Annotated in this window: 16 protein-coding genes and 1 tRNA gene; 8 read left to right on the plus strand and 9 right to left on the minus strand. The window is 72.8% G+C overall.

From position 1 onward, the window contains the following. Positions 1 to 65: 65 nt before the first annotated feature. Positions 66 to 1,718: a serine protease gene (locus IE124_RS23000; RefSeq protein ID WP_189509833.1), complete on the minus strand. Its 1,653-nt coding sequence runs from the start codon at positions 1,716 to 1,718 to the stop codon at positions 66 to 68. Positions 1,719 to 1,992: 274 nt separating this feature from the next. Between IE124_RS23000 and IE124_RS23005 the strand changes: the two genes are divergently transcribed. After that, a complete protein-coding gene (locus IE124_RS23005; protein WP_229832744.1) occupies positions 1,993 to 3,981 on the plus strand; it encodes a serine/threonine protein kinase in 1,989 nt (662 codons plus the stop codon). 13 nt (positions 3,982 to 3,994) lie between these two features. Here IE124_RS23005 and IE124_RS23010 read toward each other — a convergent pair whose 3' ends face one another. From IE124_RS23010 to IE124_RS23020, 3 genes are all read right to left on the minus strand, one after another. Further along, positions 3,995 to 5,254, minus strand: coding sequence for an acyltransferase family protein (locus IE124_RS23010; protein ID WP_189509835.1), 1,260 nt, complete (start codon positions 5,252 to 5,254; stop codon positions 3,995 to 3,997). Between the two features lie 2 nt (positions 5,255 to 5,256). Then, positions 5,257 to 7,332, minus strand: a complete 2,076-nt coding sequence (locus IE124_RS23015; protein WP_189509971.1) for a bifunctional polysaccharide deacetylase/glycosyltransferase family 2 protein — start codon at positions 7,330 to 7,332, stop codon at positions 5,257 to 5,259. 234 nt (positions 7,333 to 7,566) lie between these two features. Next, entirely contained in the window at positions 7,567 to 7,803 is a 237-nt protein-coding gene (locus IE124_RS23020) for a hypothetical protein (RefSeq protein ID WP_189509836.1), read from the minus strand. A 351-nt stretch (positions 7,804 to 8,154) separates the two neighbouring features. On the opposite strand from IE124_RS23020, the gene IE124_RS23025 reads away from it, so the two are divergent. After that, entirely contained in the window at positions 8,155 to 9,105 is a 951-nt protein-coding gene (locus tag IE124_RS23025; RefSeq protein ID WP_189509837.1) for a glycoside hydrolase family 16 protein, read from the plus strand. A gap of 57 nt (positions 9,106 to 9,162) precedes the next feature. Here IE124_RS23025 and IE124_RS23030 read toward each other — a convergent pair whose 3' ends face one another. Next, entirely contained in the window at positions 9,163 to 9,327 is a 165-nt protein-coding gene (locus IE124_RS23030) for a hypothetical protein (RefSeq protein WP_189509838.1), read from the minus strand. A gap of 156 nt (positions 9,328 to 9,483) precedes the next feature. Here IE124_RS23030 and IE124_RS23035 point away from each other — a divergent pair, with 156 nt between their 5' ends. Beyond that, complete coding sequence (locus IE124_RS23035) at positions 9,484 to 10,404, plus strand: MurR/RpiR family transcriptional regulator (protein WP_189509839.1); 921 nt, start codon at positions 9,484 to 9,486, stop codon at positions 10,402 to 10,404. Between the two features lie 541 nt (positions 10,405 to 10,945). On the opposite strand, the gene IE124_RS23040 is transcribed toward IE124_RS23035, so the two are convergent. Then, positions 10,946 to 11,019, minus strand: a tRNA-Pro gene (locus IE124_RS23040). A 53-nt stretch (positions 11,020 to 11,072) separates the two neighbouring features. Then, entirely contained in the window at positions 11,073 to 13,754 is a 2,682-nt protein-coding gene (locus tag IE124_RS23045; protein ID WP_189509972.1) for an ATP-binding protein, read from the minus strand. A 214-nt stretch (positions 13,755 to 13,968) separates the two neighbouring features. On the opposite strand from IE124_RS23045, the gene IE124_RS35015 reads away from it, so the two are divergent. Further along, positions 13,969 to 14,601, plus strand: a complete 633-nt coding sequence (locus tag IE124_RS35015; RefSeq protein WP_229832746.1) for a DUF309 domain-containing protein — start codon at positions 13,969 to 13,971, stop codon at positions 14,599 to 14,601. Positions 14,602 to 14,765: 164 nt separating this feature from the next. On the opposite strand, the gene IE124_RS23055 is transcribed toward IE124_RS35015, so the two are convergent. Together IE124_RS23055 and IE124_RS23060 are read right to left on the minus strand one after the other, a co-directional pair. Continuing rightward, positions 14,766 to 15,143: a DUF488 domain-containing protein gene (locus IE124_RS23055; RefSeq protein ID WP_189509840.1), complete on the minus strand. Its 378-nt coding sequence runs from the start codon at positions 15,141 to 15,143 to the stop codon at positions 14,766 to 14,768. A gap of 29 nt (positions 15,144 to 15,172) precedes the next feature. Continuing rightward, positions 15,173 to 15,775 (minus strand): TetR/AcrR family transcriptional regulator, encoded by a 603-nt coding sequence (locus tag IE124_RS23060; protein ID WP_189509841.1) that lies wholly within the window; start codon positions 15,773 to 15,775, stop codon positions 15,173 to 15,175. Between the two features lie 153 nt (positions 15,776 to 15,928). Between IE124_RS23060 and IE124_RS23065 the strand changes: the two genes are divergently transcribed. Genes IE124_RS23065 through IE124_RS23080 form a run of 4 tightly spaced genes read left to right on the plus strand, consistent with a single transcriptional unit; the run spans position 15,929 to position 19,909 of the window. After that, the gene (locus tag IE124_RS23065) at positions 15,929 to 16,840 is read left to right on the plus strand and encodes a phosphatase PAP2 family protein (RefSeq protein WP_189509842.1); all 912 of its coding nucleotides are present in this window, start codon (positions 15,929 to 15,931) and stop codon (positions 16,838 to 16,840) included. Further along, positions 16,837 to 17,913, plus strand: coding sequence for a DMT family transporter (locus IE124_RS23070; protein WP_189509843.1), 1,077 nt, complete (start codon positions 16,837 to 16,839; stop codon positions 17,911 to 17,913). The genes IE124_RS23065 and IE124_RS23070 overlap by 4 nt, the downstream gene beginning before the upstream one ends. Positions 17,914 to 17,963: 50 nt before the next feature. After that, the gene (locus IE124_RS23075) at positions 17,964 to 18,977 is read left to right on the plus strand and encodes an SPFH domain-containing protein (protein ID WP_189509844.1); all 1,014 of its coding nucleotides are present in this window, start codon (positions 17,964 to 17,966) and stop codon (positions 18,975 to 18,977) included. After that, positions 18,974 to 19,909, plus strand: coding sequence for a hypothetical protein (locus IE124_RS23080; protein ID WP_189509845.1), 936 nt, complete (start codon positions 18,974 to 18,976; stop codon positions 19,907 to 19,909). The genes IE124_RS23075 and IE124_RS23080 overlap by 4 nt, the downstream gene beginning before the upstream one ends. The last annotated feature ends 262 nt before the right edge of the window (positions 19,910 to 20,171 follow it).

The following is a 20,171-nucleotide window of genomic DNA, read 5'->3' on the forward strand; positions in this document are numbered from 1 at the left end:
TGCAGAACAGAGGAGTTGGCGAGAACCGGCACCTTGCCTCGTCCGACGGCCGGAGGAGCGCGACGTCAGCGGGTCCCGGTGGCGGCCCGCGTGACGTACGCGTCGATGTGGGTCTGGGTGAGGGTGTTGCCGTGCGTGTCCGTCAGCTTCGCGCGCAGCGAGACCGCCATGCCGGACGCCGGCGTCGTCACCGTGATCCGTCCGCCGGTCACCGCCGCCTGCGTCCAGGTGGCGCCCCGGTCCGTCGACACGGCCACGGTCAGCGACCGCACCCCCGACCGCCGGGCCGCGCCCTCCACCGTCACCGCCACCCGGGCCTTGGTGTGCGCCGGGGCGGTGCCGTCGAGCGCCAGTTCGGGGCCGAACCGTACGGCGCTCAGCGGGAGTTCGGTGGCGGTGGCCGTCGCGGCGGAGGTGAACGTCCACGCCGCCGTGACGCTCCCGCGCGGCCGTGTCGCGCTCGCCTTCAGCCGGTAGGCGGCCCGCCCCGCCGGCACCGTGAACGAGGCGTGCCCCGGCTTCTCGCCGCGGCGGGTCGCGACCAGCGCGCCGTTGCGGTGCAGCGTGACGGTCGACGCGGTGAAGAGGGGCGAGGACGGCGTGTGGCCGTCGCCGTCGGCGAGCAGCGGCACCGTCAGGTCCAGGGTGTCGCCGGTGCGCTGCGCGACGGGCCGGGCGCCGGGCGAGGAGTCCAGGGCAGGGCCGAAGACCGGGGTGTCGAAGGTGTGCACCGTCGTGGAGCCGGGCGTGAACGAGCGGCCGAGGACGAAGTAGTTGTTGCCCGGCCCCTCCCCTCCCTCCGGCTGCGCGCCGTACACGAGGTCCCAGGTGCCGCGCTCGGGCGTGGCGAGGAACGTCCCGGTGCCCCCCGATGGCACCGCCAGCGCCAGCGCCGGCGAGGGGCCCTCCGACGGCGAGAACTCGACCAGGGCCGTTCCCCCGCCGGACGCGGGCACCCCCGCGCGCACCACCAGCGTGGCCAGCTCGCCGGGCGTCGGATGCCGGACCAGACCGGTCAGTGCCCGCTCGCCCCGGAAGGTGTAGCCGAGGGCGCAGACACCGCCCGGCCGCTTCCAGTACGAGTCCACCCAGGTCCGTACGGCCCCGCGCTCGGTATCCGGCCCCAGGTGCGCCGTACGCAGGTCGAGCGACCTCGTCAGCAGGTTCACGAACGCGGTGACCCCCTCGTACGTCACCTCGGCGAACGCCCCGGCCTGCTCGAAGACGGCGTCACCGACCGGCGGACGGATGTCCACGGGGCGTGCGACCCGGGCGTCGAGCACGAGGGTCATGTCGCGGTCGACGTCCAGCCGGGGCTGCACGAGCCAGTCGTTCCCCCAGATCCCGTCCCCCACCGGCCTGGTGGAGATGGTGGCGTCGAGCATGTACCGCCCGGCGGGCACCTGGACCGTGACGGTGCCGGGCAGCTCCTTCAGCTGCCGGCCGCTTCCGGCGTCGGGCCCGGACAGTGCGGTCAGCAGGGTGCGGTAGTCGGTGGTCGGCGCGCCGTCGCGACCCAGGTGGACGAGGGTCAGAGCGTACGTACCGGTGGCGCCGGACGTCCGCCGCCCGGCGGGCGCGGCGTGGGCCGCGACGGCCGGGAGGCAGACCGCGGCGGTACCCGCGGCCGTCGCGACGCCGAGCCCGCGCAGCACGGACCGGCGCGTCGCCGTCCGGCCGGGGAGGGGCGGGAGGGACGAGACGGATGAGACGGACAAGGCAGACGAGGCAGACGAGGCAGAGTTCTTCGAGTGGACGTTCATGCTCTGCACTGGACCGTCCCGCCCCCGAGTTCCCATGAGCCACGTCACATCACGTCACCCCACGTCAGCCCCCTCACGCAGCCGAAGAGGCGCCCGCAGCCGAGGGAGCGAACCGGCTCCATTCGTTTCGGCGGCGCGCGGATGGCATCCTGCCTTCACGCCCGAATGGCGTCTCCGACTGGTGAGTTCGGCCCCACGCACTCCATCACCACAGAGAAACGGATGCCCCGTGAGCATTGCTCGCCCCGGCGGGCGGGTACAGCCCGGCCGCCCCGGTGACCCCAAGCGGGTCGGCCCGTACCGCATCGTCGGGCGCCTCGGCTCGGGCGGCATGGGCACCGTGCACGCCGGCCTCGACTCCGCGGGGCTGCGGGTCGCGGTCAAGGTCATCCATCCCGCGCAGGCCGACGACCCCGAGTTCCGCGCCCGTTTCCGCCGCGAGGTCCAGCTCTCCGCCCGTGTCCAGGGACCCTGCCTCATACCGCTCCTCGCGGCCGACCCGGACGCCGAGACCCCCTGGCTGGCCACGGCCTACGCTCCAGGTCTCACGCTCGACGAGCACCTCGCGGCGCACGGCCCCCTCGCCGGTTCCGCCCTGCTCGCCTTCGCGGCCGGCACCGCCCAGGCCCTCGCGGCCATTCACGCGGCCGGTGTCGTCCATCGGGACGTCAAACCGCAGAACGTCATCCTCACCCCCGGCGGCCCGCGCCTCCTCGACTTCGGCATCGCCCATGCCGCGGACGGCACTTCCGTCACCCGCACCGGAGTCATGACCGGCACCCCCGGCTGGGTCAGCCCCGAGCACTACCGCACCGGCTCCGCCGGACCCGAAGGCGACGTCTTCACCTGGGCGGCGCTCGTCGCGTACGCCGCCACCGGCCTCCTGCCCTTCGGTGCCGGCACACCCGACGTCGTCGCCTACCGCGTCATGTCCGAAGAACCCGACCTCCAGACCCTCCCCCGCACACTCCACGAGATCCTCGGAAGAGCCTTCGCCAAGGACCCCGCCGACCGGCCGGCCGCGAGCGGCGTCGCCGGGGAATGCGTCGGCCTCCTCGCGGCCCAGACCACACTGGTCGTCTCACCGGCCACCAACCCGACCCTCGCCGCCGACCTCGTCGCGGCGAAGTGGGCAGGAGTACCGACGCCGGACGACCCGACCTGGCGTCGTCCCGCCCGATCACCCAAGCGTGCCCTCGGAGTCGCGCTGGCCATCGGCCTCACCGTCGGCAGCCTGACGGGAGGAGTACTCGCACTGCGGAGCAGCGACTCGACGGCGCATCCGTCGAGCTCCGCGCCCTCCCTCGCAGACCCTTCTGCTCCTGCGCACGCCGATCCACCTGTCACACCTTCTTCCGGGACCACTCCCCCGGTGTCGGCACCCCCGACGCCGTCGTCCGTCGACACCGACGAGGCGACGATCGCGACCTGGCACGCCGCCCGACGCCCCAAGGGCGAGGCGGAACTGGAGACCTCGGCGGCCCTGAGTCATGACATCGGTCTCGGCGTGGGTCCCGACTACGACTACGACGCGCGGTACGACATCGGCTTCGCCCAGCCCCGCCGGGAGATCTACATCTCGATCAACGGCCCGGCCCCCGCACCTCACATCATCCAGTCGATCGCCAAGGATGCCTGCTACAGCCTCCGCATGATGGCCGACATCTACAAGGACCTTCCTTACGACGAGTACGTCCTGGTGGACGGCAGCACTCCCACAACTCCCGCGATCGTCTGGGAGGACGACTTCCGCGCCAACACGGGCTGCGTCACACAGGCCGTCGAACGCAACACCGTCGGCAGCGGCCAGGAGTCCGACTGGCAGCCCACCGAGGCCGGCCTGGAGGCGGCCCGGATTCCCAGCATCGACGAGGAGGAGATCCGAGTGGCCACCGAAGCCGTTCAGAAACTCTTCATGGAGTGGAACGGCAACTCCCGCCTGGTTCACAGCCCCCGGTACATCAGCGACGAGAACACCAGCATCGGCTTCGCCCCACACGAGAAGGTGATGTACGTGTGGACCACCAAGCCCGAATGGAACCAGACCACACGAGGAGAATGGGCGGAGAAGGCAGCCACAGTGGCTTGCCAGGCCGTCCTCACCGAATCCCGCGCACGCCAGGAATGGGTCTACGCGCTGTACGCGGTCGCGGTCATCGACGGCGCGGGTGACACCCAGTTCCTGCGCTGGGGCTCGGCCGGAAGCTGCGCGACCTGACCCCGGTCCCCCGTCAGGCGCCGGCCCGGCGCCTGCCCCGCACGCGGCGCGGGTACGGGAAGAGCCGCGGAGAGCGTTTCGCGGCCACGTCCTCGACCCAGCCGAAGGTCAGCACCAGCAGTCCGGTCAGGGGGATCGCCACCAACAGCGGGAACCACTGGCTGGTCAGCAGCCACTGGAAGTTCTCGTAGAAGAAGCCGACGGACCAGAGGGGGTCGATCAGCGGGATGGAGGCCACCAGGGCGACCTGGTGCCAGAGATAGACGCTGACGGCGCGCGTGTTGAGCAGGCTGACCAGGCCGTTCCAGCGTTCCAGCGGTCGGGGCCACTGCTCCCAGGAGGGACTGACGTGGAGCAGGATGGCGACGAAGCCGAAGGACCAGAGGGCCTGGGCAATCGGCCAGCTCTCGATGTCGGTGTGCACGGTCGGATCGACCGGTCGGGTCTGCAGGTACCACCAGCCGGCCACCATGATCAGCGGCGCGACGGACGGCACGACGTACTGCGGGATCTTCCTGAGCAGGCCCTCCTGGTGAGCCATGCCGAGGATCCAGCAGGAGCCGAACATGGCGAAGTCGCTGAGGTTCTCCCAGACCCGGCCGTAGAGGAACTCCTGGTCGATGAAGAACGTGTTCAGCACGATCGTCAGCACGATCGGCGCGGACAGCGTCACCACCGGCATCCGCCGCAGCGCCCACAGCATCAACGGCGTGAGCAGGACGTACCAGAGGTACGCGCGGAGGTACCAGAGCGGGACGACGACCTGCACCGCCCAGCCCTGCCCCACGAGATGGTCGAAACCGTTCAGCGATTCGGCGTACGGCGGGGTGCTGAGCGGCATGAGCCAGAACAGCAGCTTGCCCCACCACCAGTTGGGATGCCCCTCGGCGTCGGGCCCCCAGCCGTCGACGATCTCCAGGGTGAGGATGATCGCGCCGAACAGCCACATCGGCGGCAGCAGCCGACGCAGACGGCCCCGGATGACGCCCAGGGCGGGTCGGCTGAGCGAGCGTGTCATCAGCGCCCCGGCCAGCGCGAACATCACGCCCATCGACGGGAAGACGACGGGCAGCCAGAACCAGCCGAAGTTGTGGTAGATCACCACACGGACCAGCGCCAGCGCGCGCAGCAGGTCGAGATAGAGGTCCCGGCCGCCCTTGCGCGGGGCCGGTGCCGACGGCTCCGGCACCGGCTGGGACTCCTGTCGCAGAGCGGCGGGGATCCTCAGCCGGACGGTGTCCTGGGTTCTCCCGAAGTCGAAGGATGCGGTCATGGTCAGGCCTCCACCGGTGCCGCGACCTCGCCGGTGCGCCGGAGCTTCTGCCAGCGCAGTCGGCCACCGGTCAGCGCCGTGATCGTGGACTGCAACAGGACGATGTACATCAGCTGCCGGTAGACCACTTGCTGGATCGGCAGGCTGATCAGATGCAGGGGCTTCTCGCCGTCGAGCCGGAAGGCGTACCAGGACAGCACGGCCTGGAGCAGGATGAAGCCGCCCCAGCTGGCGAGGGTGATCGGAGCGTCCGCGAAGAGCACGCCGTACAGCAGGAACATGTCGACCAGCGGCGCGAGCAGCGGCGCGACCACGCCGAACAGCACGACGAGCGGCAGCCCGATCCGGCCGAAGCGCCCGGCCGGACCCCGGGCGATCACGGCGCGCCGGTGCTTCCACATCGCCTGCATGCTGCCGTAGCTCCAGCGGTACCGCTGGGACCAGAGCTGCTGGAGGCTGGCGGGGGCCTCGGTCCAGGCGCGGGCGCGCTCTGCGTAGACGATCCGCCAGCCGTCGCAGAGCACCGCCATGGTGATGTCGGTGTCCTCGGCGAGGGTGTCGTCGCTCATCCCGCCGACCCGCCGCAGGGCCTCCTTGCGGAAGGCGCCGACCGCGCCGGGGATGGTCGGGATGACGTTGAGCATGTCGTACATCCGGCGGTCGAGGTTGTGGCCGAGGACGTACTCGATGTGCTGCCAGGCGCCGATCAGGCTGTCGCGGTTGCCGACCTTGGCGTTGCCCGCCACCGCGCCGATCCCCCGGTCGCCGAAGGGCTGGACCAGCTCGCGCACGGTGGACGGCTCGAAGACGGTGTCGCCGTCCATCATCACGATGATGTCGTGCGACGCGGCGGCTATACCGGTGTTGAGCGCGCTGGACTTGCCGCCGTTGACCTTGCGGATCAGCCGGACGAAGGGCAGGTTCATCGCCTCGACGATGTCCGCCGTGCCGTCCGTGGAGCCGTCGTCGATGACGATCACTTCGATCGGGTGGTCACTGGCGATCAGGGAGTTGAGGGTGTTCGCGATGCACTCGCGCTCGTTGTAGGCCGGTACGAGGACGGTGACCGGCTCGGTGACGGGTGATCCCCACGCGTCCCGCCGCCGGGCGCGCCGGGCGTGGAGCGGTGCGAGGACGAGCATCAGCGCGAACCGGCCGAAGTTGAGGAAGCCGACGACGGCCAGCAGCGCGACCAGCACCGGCACGGTGAGCACGGCGGCCTTGCTGGCCCAGATGAAGCACTTGCCCGCCCACAGCTGGTAGCCGTGCACCGGCACGGTGGCGTTGGTGGCGCCGAGCGCCTCGGAGACCGTGGTGAACCGGTATCCCTCGCCCTTCAGCTTCACGATGATCTGCTCGAGCGCGGCGAGGGTCTCGGTACGGTCGCCGCCCGCGTCGTGCAGCAGGATCAGTTCGCCCGCGCCGGGCTTGCGCGGCATCGCCGCCTTGACGATCGCGTCGACACCGGGACGCTTCCAGTCGTGGGTGTCGCGGTCGATGAACGCGGTGAGGTAGCCGTGGGAACCCACGTACTTGATCACCGGGTAGTTCCAGTCGTCGAGCGCCGAGGCGTCGGAGGAGTACGGCGGGCGGAACAGCGCGGTGTGGACGCCCGCGACGCCGGCCAGCGCCAGTTGCGACTGCGCCAGCTCCCAACTGATCCGGGCGTTGGACTGGTACGCGAGATCGGGGTGGGTGAAGGTGTGCAGGCCGATCTCGTGGCCGCCCGCGACGATCTGCCGGATCAGCTCCGGGTGGCGCGTGGTCATCGCGCCGGTCACGAAGAAGTCCGCGCGGACGTCGTGGGCCGCGAGCACGTCCAGGATCTTCGGGGTCCACTCCGGCGAGGGGCCGTCGTCGAAGCTCAGGACCACGGTGCGGTCGGGGACCCGATAGCTCACCGGGCGGTCGTTCTTGTCGCCGCGCGCGTCGATGATCGGCCCGCCCTTGAGCAGGTTCTCCGGCACGGTCGTCTTGTCCACCGAGACCGCGACCCGGGTGTCGTGGAACGCCTCGTTGGTGGCGAGGCCGCGCAGGACGAGGAGCGCGAGCAGGCAGGCCAGCAGGGACAGCGGCATGAAGAAGCGCAGCGGCGGCGCAGCCAGTCGGCGCGGCCTCAGCAGGGACTGCCGACGACGCTGATGGCGGGACAAGGGCGCTCCTGGAGATGGGTGGTGCGGACGATCAGGCCCGGTCGGCCGGCCCGCGGACTTCTGCTCCGGCCGGCACGATGGCCGCGATACGTCAGGGAATGTCGCGATATTCGGCGTGATGGCCGAACTTTTCGGGCGGGGTGTCGCAGACCGCGCCCTCTAGAGCAAGGAGGGGGCCAAGGGGCCCTTGGCGGGCATGTACGAGGGTTTCGGCGGTATCTCCATCGCCGGCGCGTCCGACTGCATGCCGATCAGGCTGCCGCCCATGGCGGCCGCCAGGATCGCGCCGACCACGGAGACCGGCCAGCCGAAGCGTCGCAGCAGACGGCTGCGCAGACCCGACTGGTCGACGAACACCGGTGCCGGAGCAGGCTCCTCATAACGTGATTCGGCCACGCCGAGCTGTGCGGAGTGGACCGGTCCGCGCCCGGAGGATGTGGCGACTTGGCGCATTATTTGTGGCCCTTTTGTGCAGGGTGTGAAAACCACTGAAGCGTAGAGCGGACCGTAGCGCATGGCCTGAATCGATTGGTGTGCGATGTGCGTATTTGACATGATCCGATCGGGTGTCGTAACCGGATCGGTATCTCAACGGGCGCCTCCCGCCCCAGGGATGACCGGCTCGCGAACACGAGGCGAGATGGCTTGAATCCTTCGCTAGGATGACCGCTCGATTCATGTGATCAGCGAGTGATCCGCATGCAAGGGGCGTGTCCAGTCACCGCCTCTACGCCCCAAGGAGCCCGTGTGAGCCAGCCCCGCCGCACCTCTCGTCGCCGAGCGTGGACCGCGCTCACGCTGCCCGCCCTCCTGTGCGTACTGGCCGCGTGTTCCGCCGACCCCGCGACCGGCGGGGGCACCGACGCCGCCGGACCCGCACAGGAGGCCCCGCCGACGCCCACCGGCCCGCCGGGAACCCTCTTCGACGACTTCGACTACACCGGCACCGACGACCCTTCCTTCGCCGCGCACGGCTGGGAGATCCGCACCGGCGGGGGCGGCCCGGGCATCAAGGACACCTGGAGCGCCGACGGTGCCGCCTTCCCCTCCGACCCGACAGCCGAGGGGGGCAAGGTCCTGCGACTGCGCTCCTCCACCGACGGCACCGAGCAGGGCACCAGGCAGGTCGAGGTGCAGACCACGAGCCGGAACTTCTTCACGGGAACCTACGCCGCCCGGGTCCACCTCAGCGACAAGCCCACGAGCGGACGCGACGGCGACCACGTCGTCCAGACCTTCTTCCCGATCTCTCCTTCGGACTCCTCGGAGAACTACAGCGAGCTCGACTTCGAGTACCTGCCGAACGGCGGCTGGGGCTCGGTGGGTCCGCAGCTCGACAACGTCAGCTGGTACAAGGCCGACCCGCCGGACCGGGTCCACAACACCGTCAAGCGCCGCCTCGGGGGCTGGCACACCTTGATGATCACCGCCATGGACGGAAAGGTCGTCTACTCCCTGGACGGCAAGAAGCTGTTCACCAGCTCCGGCAAGTACGTCCCGCGCGACCGGATGGACATCCACTTCAGCAACTGGCTCATCGACCTCCCCTTCACCGGTGGCCCGCGCACCTGGGACATGAAGGTCGACTGGGTCTACTACAAGGCAGACGAGGCCGTCTCCCAGGCGGACGTCCAGACGACGGTGGACGACTTCCGCAGCACCGGCACCGCCCACATCGACACCGTCCCGAAGCCCTGACCCCACCCGCCGCACGGGCGCCCGGCCCGACGCGCCGCTCACCGAACGGAAGATCACTCACCAGCTGCCGGGCTGCGATGCCCCGCCGGTCACCATCCCTCCCCGACGGGGCACTTGAGTGCCGACCCTGCCGGAGACGGCGAGCCGTTCTGCGAAGGCGGTGACGTATCCGGCGTCGCCGCCCGGCTCACCGACCAGGTCGCAGCGGAGGGGAGTGGACACGGCGTCCCGTCCCACGAGGACCGCGCAGCCGCCGGCCGTCCCGCCGGGCGTCGGGCGCCATGGCGCCGCGGCTCGACCCGGCGTCGGCGCGATGATCATCTCTCTGCGGAACGTGGGCTATGTTGGACACGAGTGACGCGAGATGGAGGTCCGCCGGTGCCATCGGATCAGCAGGCACGCGCTCGGGCAGCCGCGATCACGCCCGGCGGCAGCCCGCCGGGGCCGGAGGAGCTGGCGCCGGCCGACCGGCTGCTCGCGCTCTTCGACGGACACCGGCTCTCCCCTGGCCAGCGACGGATCGCCCAGTACCTGCTGGACCACCTCACCGAAGCCGCGTTCCTCTCCATCACCGAGCTGGCCGAACGCGTCGGGGTGAGCCAGCCCTCGGTGACGCGCTTCGCGGCCTCCCTCGGCTTCAGCGGGTACCCCGCCCTGCGAGAGGTGCTCCAGCCCATCGCCCTGAGCGCGGTGGCCGGCACTCCCGACACTCGTGAGCAGCTGCGACACAACGAGCTCCAGGCCGCTGTCGACGCCGAGATCGAGAACCTGGAGAGCGTCCGTCGTCTCCTCGCCGACACGAGCCAGGTACTGGAGATCGGCCACGAGCTGGCCCGCTCGGCGCCCCTGACCGTCCTCGGCCTCCGCATCTCGGTCTCCCTCGCGGAGTACTTCGCCTACGCCGCCCGCCGTATCCACCCGGACGTCCGCGTGGTGACCCGCGGCGGCAGCGTGGCCTACGACGCGCTGCTCCAGGCCCGAGCGGCCGGCGGCAGCTGGGTGCTGGCCTTCGCCATGCCCCGGCACGCCAAGGAGACCCTGGCCGCCCTGCGAGCCGCCCGCAGCACCGGCCTGCGCGTGGCACTGATCACCGACCCCACTGTCGGCCCGCTCGTCGACGAGGCGGACGTGGTGCTGACGGCCGGGACCGGGTCACGGCTGGTCTTCGACTCGTACGCGGCTCCCGGCATGCTCTCCGCCGCCCTGCTCCAGGCCATGGCCGATGCCGACCCCGAGCGGACCCAGGCACGGCTCGAACAGTATGAGCAGGCCGCTGACCAGCACGGTTTCTTCCTCTGACAGCAGGTCGCCACTACACGGGCGCCGCTCCCGCAGAGGTAGGCGCAGCACTCCGACCTGCATGTAATTTTTCATACCCTTGCGTACTCAGCAGTATATATATTTACTGAATGCAGTGTTCCGGATCCGCCGGATGCCAGGGAGGACGCCCCACGTCCTCGTCGAACAGCCACTCGGCGCGCCACCCCCTCCTCATTGGCGCGACGGGTGATGGTCAAGGCTTACGGATCCCTCGGAACGCGCGTGGCGGCCTCGGTCAACCCCTGGACCGGGGCCGCCCCCACGTCTGCATCCCCTGGCCGACCTGGCGCAGCGCGCCGACCGGGACCTACGCGCTCGGCCCTCAGGGAACTCCCCCCGCGGCCGTACGCCCTGTCGCACCGGCACATTCACGTCGGCCATGCATCGACCGCCTGACGACCCGGCAGAAGCCTGTACGCCGGGACCGCTACGGCGACCCGGCCTTCACCGGTCGCCGAAAACGACCAAGAGGCTGTTTTGGATTGCTCCAAAACAGCCTCTGATCTACGACTCTTTCGAGTCGGGACGACAGGATTTGAACCTGCGACCCCTTGACCCCCAGTCAAGTGCGCTACCAAGCTGCGCCACGTCCCGATGCTCGTCTTCCGCGGGTTTTCCCCGCGTCGGCGTGCAGGAGAAACACTACCTCACTCCGGAGGGTGGGCTGACGCACGGGCTGTCACGGCAGTCGCGGCGAGGGTGTCTGCGCCGCAGGTGGCGGCCAGGGTGGCCGCTTTGGCGAGGGCGGCGGGTGAGCCGGTGGCGTGGGCGAGGTCGAGCTGGGCGCGGGCCTCCTCGTAGCGGGACGGGGAGGCGGCGAGGTGGGCGACGGCGCGGGTGAGGAGGCCGCGGGCCTCCGGCGGGGAGGCGAAGAGGGCGGCGCAGCGCAGGGCCTCGCCGAGGGCCGTGGGGGTGCCGAGGTGCTCGGCATGGGCCATGGCCCCGGCGGCGATTGCGGCCGCGCGGTCCGGATCGGCAGGGGCGAGGGCCCTCGCGAGGTCGAAGGGCCAGGGGGCCCAGACGACGTGGTGCCGGCCCCGGGTGGTCAACGCCTCCGCGGCCTCTTCCAGCGTGCGTACGGCTTCCTCGGCGCGGCCTTCCGCGAGCAGCAGCCGGCCGAGGACGCTGGGGCCGTCGGGCAGCACGATCGCGCCCGGCCAGGGCGGGCCGAAGGCGTGGCGGTCGGCCACGCTCCGCGCCTCGGTGGTGCGGCCCCGGGCGAGCAGGGTGTCGATCAGGAGGCAGGCGGTGTCCCAGTGGACGGGAAGGCCGTCGCCGACCCGGTCGGCCAGGCGCAGCGCCTCCTCCAGGTGGTGCTGGGCGCGGGGCAGGTCACCGCGGCGTCGGTGGACCAGGCCGAGGAGGGCGTGGGCGAAGGCGAGGTGGGCGCCGCTCCAGCCGGAGATCTCGAAGGCCCGGACCGCCTCGGTGAAGAGGGCCTCGGCCCGGTCGGGCCGGTCGGCGAACACGTACGCGATGCCGGTGAGGGCCGGGATCTCGAAGCCCCAGGTGGTGTCCGTCCAGCCGAGACCGCGGGCCGGCCGGCCGTCGGCGAGGGCGCGGTCGCAGAGGCGTACGACCTCGTCGGCGGGTTCGCCGCGGAGCATCGCGTCGAAGCCCCGGACGGCGAGCAGTGCCCGTTCGGAGTTGTCGGCGCCGGTGAAGCCCGCGGTGAGCTCGGCGAGGCGGCGGGAGCGGCCCGGGCCGTCCTCCTCCGCGGCCTGGAACCCCTCGTACATGAAGTGGGCCGCCTGGAGGCGGCGCCGGCCGGTGCCCGGCGGGGTGCGGGCCGCCTCGGCGGCGACGGCCCGCGCCGCGTCCTGGAGCTGGTTGTTGTGGGCGAGGGCCTGCGCGAGCCGGTACGTCGCGTCGGTGCGCAGCGCGTCGTCGAGGCCGGGCAGGTCGAGCGCGGAGCGCAGGTGCAGGACGGTCGCGGCCGGTGCCGTGAGCAGGGACGCGCAGCCGAGTTCGTACAGGACCCTGGCGTACGCGGCCGGGCCGGGCGGCTCGGCGAGGGCACGCTCCAGGCAGCGGCGGGCCGCGTCGGGGGCGCCGACGGCCAGGTGCTCGACGGCGGCCGCCCGGAGCCGGTCGACGACGTCCTCGTCGTCGTCCGGGTGGACTTCGAGGAGGTGCCGTGAGGCGGCCGCCGGTCCGTGGCCCGCTTCGGTGAGCGCCCAGGCCGCGCGCCCGTGCAGGGCGGTGCGGACACCCGCCGGCACCGAGCCGTAGACGGCGCTGCCGATGAGCGGGTGCGCGAACTCCAGCGGGTGGCCGTCGCCTGCCTTCCGCGCGGGCGGTGCGGTGACGATCCTGGCCCGGCGGAGGCGTTCCGTGTGGTCGGCGAGCTCCCGCACGTCCATGCCGGTGAGCTGTGCGAGGAGGTCGGGCGTGCTGTCGGTGCCGAGGACGGCGATCGCCCAGGCGAGGCGGGTCGGGCCGCTGCCGAGTTCTTCGAGGCGGGCGACGAGGCCGCCGCCCCGGGCGCCCGCGGCGAGTCCCCGGAGGAGGCCCGCCGTGCCCGCGACGGGTTCGAGCGTCCGGTCGCGGACCTTGGCGAGGAGTTCGACCGTCTCGTACGGGTTGCCCTCCGTCACCGTCCACAGCTCCTGGCAGAACCGCTCGTCCGCGTGGTCGCCGAGCGCCTCGCGGGCCAGCTTCGCCGTGGCCTCGCAGGTGAGGGCGCAGAGGCCGAGCGTGAGGAGCGCGCGGTCCGTCAGTCCGGCGAGGGAGTGTGCTCCGTCGGCCCCGTCGCCGGGTTCGCTCGGCAGCGGGCGGTGGGCGAGGACGACCAGGACCGGCATCCCGTGGTCCTGCCGCGTGCGCGTGAAGGCGTCGAGCCAGGCGAGGGTCTCGGTGTCGGCCCAGTGCGCGTCGTCCACGAGGAGCACCGGGGGCCTGTCCCGCAGGCCGTCCGCGAGGCGGCCGAGGAGCCGGACCAGTCCGTCCCGTACGCCCTGCGGGTCGGCCGGGGCGGCCGACGGCGGGGGTGGCGGGGCGAGGCCGAGGGCCGGGGCGACGAGGTCGAACTGCTCGCCGAAGAGGTGGTGGACGTCGGCGGAGCCGTAACCGTCCAGTGCGGGCTGGAGGAGCCGGCGGGTGAGGTGGAAGGGGACCTGGGTGAGGGTCTCGCCGCCGCGTGCGGTGAGGACGGTGCACCGGTCCCGGGCCATGCGGTGGATCTCGGCGAGGAGGGTCGTCTTGCCGAGGCCCGGGTCGCCCCGGAGGACGAGGACGCCGCCCCCGGCGGGCCGGCCGGCCGTGGCCCCGGCGACGAGCGCGTCCACGGCGTGACGGGCGGCGGCGAGCTCCGGTCCGCGTTCGAGCAGGGAGCTCCGCTCCGAGCGGGCGAGGGCCGCGAACGCCCCCAACGACCCTGCGGGCTGCGGCTGTTCGCGTTCCGACGGCACTGGTGACACTCACTCCCCCACAAGAGCTACGGTCACGACGCGGCCGCCTGACCCGTGTGATCCGCACGGGCCCGGGAAGCGTCGGGCCGACGAGCCTACCGCCCCTGATCGTTCCCGGGGCGACAATGGACGGGTGAACCGGACGACGAGGGATCGCGACGAGGAGGGCCGGGCGCGGAGCGCGCGCCCCCGTGACGGGCTCGGCCGGCCCTTGCCGTACGGGGCCGAGGGAGTGCTCCGGCAGCCCGAGGGCGTCGTGCGCACCCCCGGCGAGACCGTGCGCGAGGCGCAGCGGCTCCTGGACGCCGGCATGCCCTTCCATGCCCACGAGGTCTTCGAGGACGCCTGGAAGTCGGGTCCGGCGGCGGAGCGTGATCTGTGGCAGGGCCTCGCGCAGCTCGCGGTCGGCCTGACGCACGCGGCGCGCGGGAACCGGGAGGGTGGGGCGCGGTTGCTGCGCAGGGGCGCCGACCGCCTCACGAGCCGGTCGTGGGAGCGGACTTCCGGCCCGGACGAGACGCCGGACGAGACACCGAGTCAGACCCCGGACGAGGGCGCGAACGAGAGCCCGGCCGAGGGGGCGGAGGAAGGCGCGAAGAAGGGCGTGCAGGGGACCCGGTACGCGGCCGCGCACGAGTCCGCGTACGGCATCGAGCTCGTCGGACTCGTGTCGTGGGCGCGGGAGTTGGCCGACCGCGCCGAGGCCTCCCCCGCCCCGGTCGACGCCACCGCCGAGGCGCCGCGGCTGCGCGGCGCCGACTCGTGACCGAGGTGCCTCGGGCTCGTGAGCGAGGTGCCCCGGGCTCGTGAACGAGGTGCCCCGGGCTCGTGAACGAGGCGCCTCGGGCTCGTGAACGAGGTGCCTCGGGCTCGCGGCCCCGGCGCGTGACCGAGGCGCCTCGGGCTCGCGGCCCCGGCGCGCGAGGGGCGCTACTCCCCTGCCCGCGGGGCGAGTTCGCGCTCCAGTACGGACGTGTGGCTGACCGAGGGGTCCTTGGCGGCCGTGAGCAGCGTGACGGTCTCCCGGGCCGCCGTCTCCCGGAGCCGGTCGAGGGCCGCGGCGGCGTCGGGGGCGGCGAGCTCGGCCTCGTACCGCCGGCAGAACTCCGCGTACTCCCCCTCGGGGCCGTGGTACCAGCGGCGGAGCTCGGTGGAGGGCGTCAGGGCCTTGGGCCACTCGTCGATGTGGGCGTCCGTCTTGGCCAGGCCGCGCGGCCAGAGCCGGTCGACGAGGACGCGTACCCCGTCGTCGGGCGACGGGGTCTCGTAGATCCGGCGGACGTGGACGTGGGGGTGGCTCGGAGGCATGCCTCCAGGGTGCCGGACGGACCGGCGGGTCACCTCCCGGCGCGCAGCGCCGGAAGGAGGACGGCGTCCACGAAACCGCTCATGGTCGAGGACTCGGCGAACCGCTCCTCGAAGATCCGCTCGATGCGGAGCATGCCCATGAAGCAGGGCGCGACGAAGGCGATGGCGGGGTTGTCGGCGGCGACCTCGCCACGCTCGACGGCGCGCGCCACGACCGCGTCGATGGCCGCGACCTCGGGCGCGATGACGGTCTCGCGGAGCGCGGCGCGCAGGTCGGGGTGCTGGATGAAGGCCTGGGCGACGGCCTCCATGAGCTCGGCGTCGCGCTCGCGGTGGGAGGCGGCGATACGGGCGGCCTCGCGCAGGTCCCCGGCGAGGGAGCCGGTGTCGATGCCGGTGAAGACCGTGCAGCGGCGCTGGGCGAGGGCGGCGGTGACGAGCTGCGGTTTCGTGCCCCACTGGCGGTAGAGGGTGGCCTTGCCGCACTTGGTGCGGGCCGCGACGCCCTCCATGGTCACCGAGTCGTATCCACCCTCCCTGAGGAGGCAGATCACCGCGTCGTAGAGCTCCGTCTCACGCTCCGGCGTGATCTTGCTGCGACGGGCTGCCGCGGTCGCGGCCTGTGTGGACATCGGATCCTCCCGGACGCCTCTTCCTCTGCACATACGAGAGTAGGGGGTGCACAATCGAGACGCAAACGTATCGAGACGCTTGCGTCTCGATGAATTCGGATCTAGGCTCACTCCGTTTGCTGGCGATTTGACGGATTAGAGGGGCCGCGCGCGATGGCTGCCGGGATACGCGGGACACGAGGACGACGTCCTCCGGGACCGGGGACGACGGCTACCCCCGGCCCCGACGAGCCCGAAGGACGCGAGGCGGACGCAGACGACAGGGAGGACGGAGTCGGCGAGGACCGGAGAGCCGACGCGGTTCCCCCGGCCGTCGCGAGGCCCCCGCTCCTGCGCGAGTTCGTGCTCGTCACCGCGCTCTTCCTCGTCTACAAGTTCGGCCGGCTCGTCGCCAACGGCCACGAGGCCCGCGCCTTCCGCAACGCCGACCGCGTCTGGGACGCCGAGCGCGCGCTCCACCTCCCGGGCGAAGGAACGATCCAGCAGCTGCTGATGCACGGCGAGCCGCTCATCCGGGCCGCCAACACCTACTACGCGGCCGTGCACTTCCCCGCCACCATCGCCTTCCTCGGCTGGCTGTACTGGCACCGCCCCGCCCACTACCTGTGGTCGCGCCGCGTCCTCGCGCTCCTCACCGGCGCCGCGCTCGCCCTGCACCTGCTGATGCCGCTCGCCCCGCCGCGCATGCTCGCCGCCACCGGCCTCGTCGACACGGCGCGGGTCTACGGCCCTTCCGTCTACGGGGCCACTCCCGAGGCGGACTCGATGGCGAACCAGTTCGCCGCCATGCCGTCGCTGCACTTCGGCTGGGCCCTCATGGTCGCGATCGGCCTGATCGTCGCCACCCGCTCCCCCTGGCGCGCGCTCTGGCTGCTGCACCCGCTGCTGACCCTGCTCGTCATCGTCGGCACCGCCAACCACTACTGGCTCGACGCACTGGCCGCCGCCGCGCTCCTCGGCCTCGCGCTGCTCGCCGTCCGGGCCCCGGGCCACGGCAGGACGGCGCCGCCGACCCTGCCCCGGCAGCGCGACACGACCACCCTCCCGGCGGGAGCCCTCCGATGAGCCCCGCCGCCAGCACCGTCCTCGCGGTGCTCCTCTCCCTCGTCTCCGCCGCCGGATACGCGCTCGCCGCCGTCGCGCAGTCCCGGCTCGCCGCCTCCTCCGCCCCGGAGGGACACGGGGCGCTCCGCGCACTCCTCGCCCGCGGGCAGTGGTGGTGGGCGGTCGGGCTGAACGCCGCCGGCGCCCTCGCCCATGTGGCCGCCCTGCACTACGGCCCCCTGACCCTGGTCCAGCCGCTCGGCGCCCTGACGCTCGTCGCGGCGCTGCCGCTGGGCGCGTACTGCGCGCGCCGGCGCGTGACCCGGACCGAGTGGCGCGGAGCGCTGCTGACCCTGGGCGGGCTCGTCGGGCTCGTGGCGATGACCGGACCGGCGGAGCCGGGCGAGGCACTCAGCCTGAGCGAGGCCCTGATCGTCGCCGCGGCGACGGCCCTCCTGATCGCCGCACTGGCCTCGGGCCGACTGCCGCACGGCCGCGGCGGCGAGCCCGGCACCGCCGGAGGCGGCAAGCGGGGCCGCGGGCTCGGACACGCGACGGCCTCCGGCATCGCGTCCGGCGTCGGCTCCGCCCTGACACAGACCCTGACGGCGGCGCTCGCGCTCGAACTGCCCGGCCGGGAACCCGTCTGGTGGCAGACCGCGCTGCTCGCGGTCCTCATCTCGGGCTTCGCCGTGGGCGGGCTCCTGCTGTCCCAGGCCGCCTACCGGGGTGGGCTCGCGGCGCCGCTGGCCGTCGTCAACCTCTCCAACCCGGCGGCCGCCGCGATCATCGGCGTGGCCCTGCTCGGCGAGACCTTCCGGGCGGGCGCGTGGGGCTGGCCGGTCGCGGCAGCGGCGTCGCTGGTCGCGGCGCGGGGCGTGGTGCTTCTGACGAAGGGGAGCGCACCCGCCCCCGAGACGCCCGCGGTCTCCCCCTCCGTAGTCGTGGCGGGATCGCTGCCGGCGCCGACGCCGACACCTCAGGGCGTCGAACTCCCCTCCCCTTACCCCTCACCTCCCCCGTCGCCTCTCCCCTCACCTCTCTCCTCGCCCCTCCCGTCACCCCTCCCCGAGTCTTCACTTACGTCACATTGACGAAAAGCCGGAGAACCCACTATCGTCAACATGACGACAAGGGGGTTTCCATGGCAGACATCACCCGGCGGTCCGGCTGGCGCCATCTGCGCTCCGCGCCCACCGCCCACATCCGTCACCAGCGCCGCGGACAGCTCGTCCACGACGGCGAAGGGCTGAGCTTCTGGTTCCGGCCGCGCACCGCCGCCCTCTCCGAAGTGCCCGTGAACGACCGCGAGCTGGCGATGGCCTTCCACGCCCGTACGGCCGACTTCCAGGACGTGAGCGTGCAGTCCACCGTCACGTACCGGATCGGCGACCCGGGCGCGGCGGCCACCCGGCTCGACTTCTCGATCGACCCCGACACCGGTGCCTGGCGCGGGACTCCGCTGGAGCAGATCGCCACCCTCCTCACCGAGACCGCCCAGCAGCACGCCCTCGACGTGCTCGCCCGCACCACCCTCGCGGCGGCGCTCGTCGACGGGGTCGCGGCCGTGCGCGACCGGATCTCGGCGGGCCTCGCGGACGAACCGCGCCTGCCGGCCACCGGCATCGAACTGGTCGCGGTCCGCGTGGTGGCGATCCGCCCCGAGCCGGAGGTCGAGCGCGCCCTGCGCACCCCCGCCCGCGAGCAGATCCAGCAGGAGGCTGACCGCGCGACGTACGAGCGCCGGGCCGTGGCGGTCGAGCGCGAGCGCGCCATCGCCGAGAACGAGCTCGCCAGCAAGATCGAGCTGGCCCGCCAGGAGGAGCGGCTCGTCGAGCAGCGCGGCACCAACGCCCGCCGCGAGGCGGAGGAGAGCGCCGCCGCCGACGCCGTACGGGCCGAGGCCGAGGCCGTACGGAAGGTGCGTCTCGCGCAGGCCGAGGCCGAGGCGGCGCGCGTGGTCGGCGAGGCGCGCGCGGGCGCCCAGTCGGCGTGGCTGCGGGCACACGGGGAGGCGGACCGGGCGACGCTGCACGCCCTGGCCGTGACCCGGGCCGCGGAGAACCTGCCGCGCATCGAGAACCTGACGCTCTCCCCCGACGTCCTGACCGGGCTCCTCGCGAAGCTGGGCGGCGGCGAGGGCGGGGCCCGGTCGTGAGCCTCGCGCCGCGCGCGGTCCTCGTGCACCGGACCACGGAGTACGAGGAGCTGCTCGCCCGGCACGGCACGCACGGCCAGGCGGCGTTCTTCCTCTCCGCGCGCGGCCGATCGGTCGAGGCGGTACGGGAGCGGCACGAGCGCGTCCACCGGGCGCTCGCCGAAGTGGCGGGCGCGGTCCCGCTGTCGTGGCGGCAGACCCGGGTGGAACGCGCCGATCTGGACCGGTTCCTCTTCGGGCCCGAGGACGTGGTCGTCGTGGTCGGCCAGGACGGTCTCGTCGCCAACGCGGCGAAGTACCTGACGGGGCAGCCGGTGATCGGCATCGACGCCGACCCCGGCCGCAACGCGGGCGTCCTGGTCCGGCACCGCGCAGCGCAGGCGCGGCGGCTGCTGCCGTACGCGGCGGGGGCGGGGGCCTCGGTCGACGAGCTGACGATGGTGGAGGCGGTGACCGACGACGCCCAGCGGCTCCTCGCGCTGAACGAGATCTACGTCGGCCCGCCCGGCCACCAGACCGCGCGCTACACCCTGGGGCTCGACGGCCCGAAGGCCCGGCCGGGGCGGGGGCCGGAGCCGGGGCAGACGGAGGAGTCCGAGCCGCAGGCCTCGTCGGGCGTTCTCGTCGGCACCGGCACCGGGGCCACCGGCTGGCTGCGCTCCCTGTGGGAGCAGCGGTCCAGCGCGCTCGCCCTGCCCGCGCCGGCCGACGCCCGGCTGGCGTGGTTCGTCCGCGAGGCCTGGCCTTCGCCGACGACCGGAACGAGCCGTGTCGAGGGTCTCCTCGACACGGGCCAGAGCCTGCGCCTCACCGTCGAGTCGGACCGTCTGGTGGCCTTCGGAGACGGCGTCGAGTCGGACGCCCTGCATCTGACGTGGGGCCAGACGGTCCGACTCGCGGCCGCGGAGGCCCGTCTCCGGCTCGTGGGCTGACGTCCCGGGTGGACCGGGGCCGGTGGACACCCTGTGGGGGACCGGCGTACGCCCGGCGCACGCCCTAGGGGGTGTCTTGCCGATCAGGTCGGATCAGGGAGCGGGGTCTGGTGCCGTGCGTCGCAAGGCGGAGGAGGGAGTCATGGCGGAGTCATGGCGAGTGACGACAACGCGGCGTGGGGGTACCTCCCGTGCCCGAAGGGCTACGGGGGAGCGCGGCACCAGACCCCGCGAGCCCGACCTGATCGGCAAGACACCCCCT

The sequence above is a fragment of the Streptomyces narbonensis genome, from assembly GCF_014649015.1.
Lineage (GTDB): Bacteria > Actinomycetota > Actinomycetes > Streptomycetales > Streptomycetaceae > Streptomyces > Streptomyces narbonensis.

What these genes read in the sequence shown, in the direction of transcription:
- IE124_RS23010 (WP_189509835.1), bottom strand. Translation starts at nt 5,254, where the DNA reads ATGACCGCATCCTTCGACTTCGGGAGAACCCAGGACACCGTCCGGCTG.
- IE124_RS23060 (WP_189509841.1), bottom strand. Translation starts at nt 15,775, where the DNA reads ATGTCCACACAGGCCGCGACCGCGGCAGCCCGTCGCAGCAAGATCACG.
- IE124_RS23055 (WP_189509840.1), bottom strand. Translation starts at nt 15,143, where the DNA reads ATGCCTCCGAGCCACCCCCACGTCCACGTCCGCCGGATCTACGAGACC.
- IE124_RS23075 (WP_189509844.1), top strand. Translation starts at nt 17,964, where the DNA reads ATGGCAGACATCACCCGGCGGTCCGGCTGGCGCCATCTGCGCTCCGCG.
- IE124_RS23065 (WP_189509842.1), top strand. Translation starts at nt 15,929, where the DNA reads ATGGCTGCCGGGATACGCGGGACACGAGGACGACGTCCTCCGGGACCG.
- IE124_RS23015 (WP_189509971.1), bottom strand. Translation starts at nt 7,332, where the DNA reads ATGCCGCTGTCCCTGCTGGCCTGCCTGCTCGCGCTCCTCGTCCTGCGC.
- IE124_RS23070 (WP_189509843.1), top strand. Translation starts at nt 16,837, where the DNA reads ATGAGCCCCGCCGCCAGCACCGTCCTCGCGGTGCTCCTCTCCCTCGTC.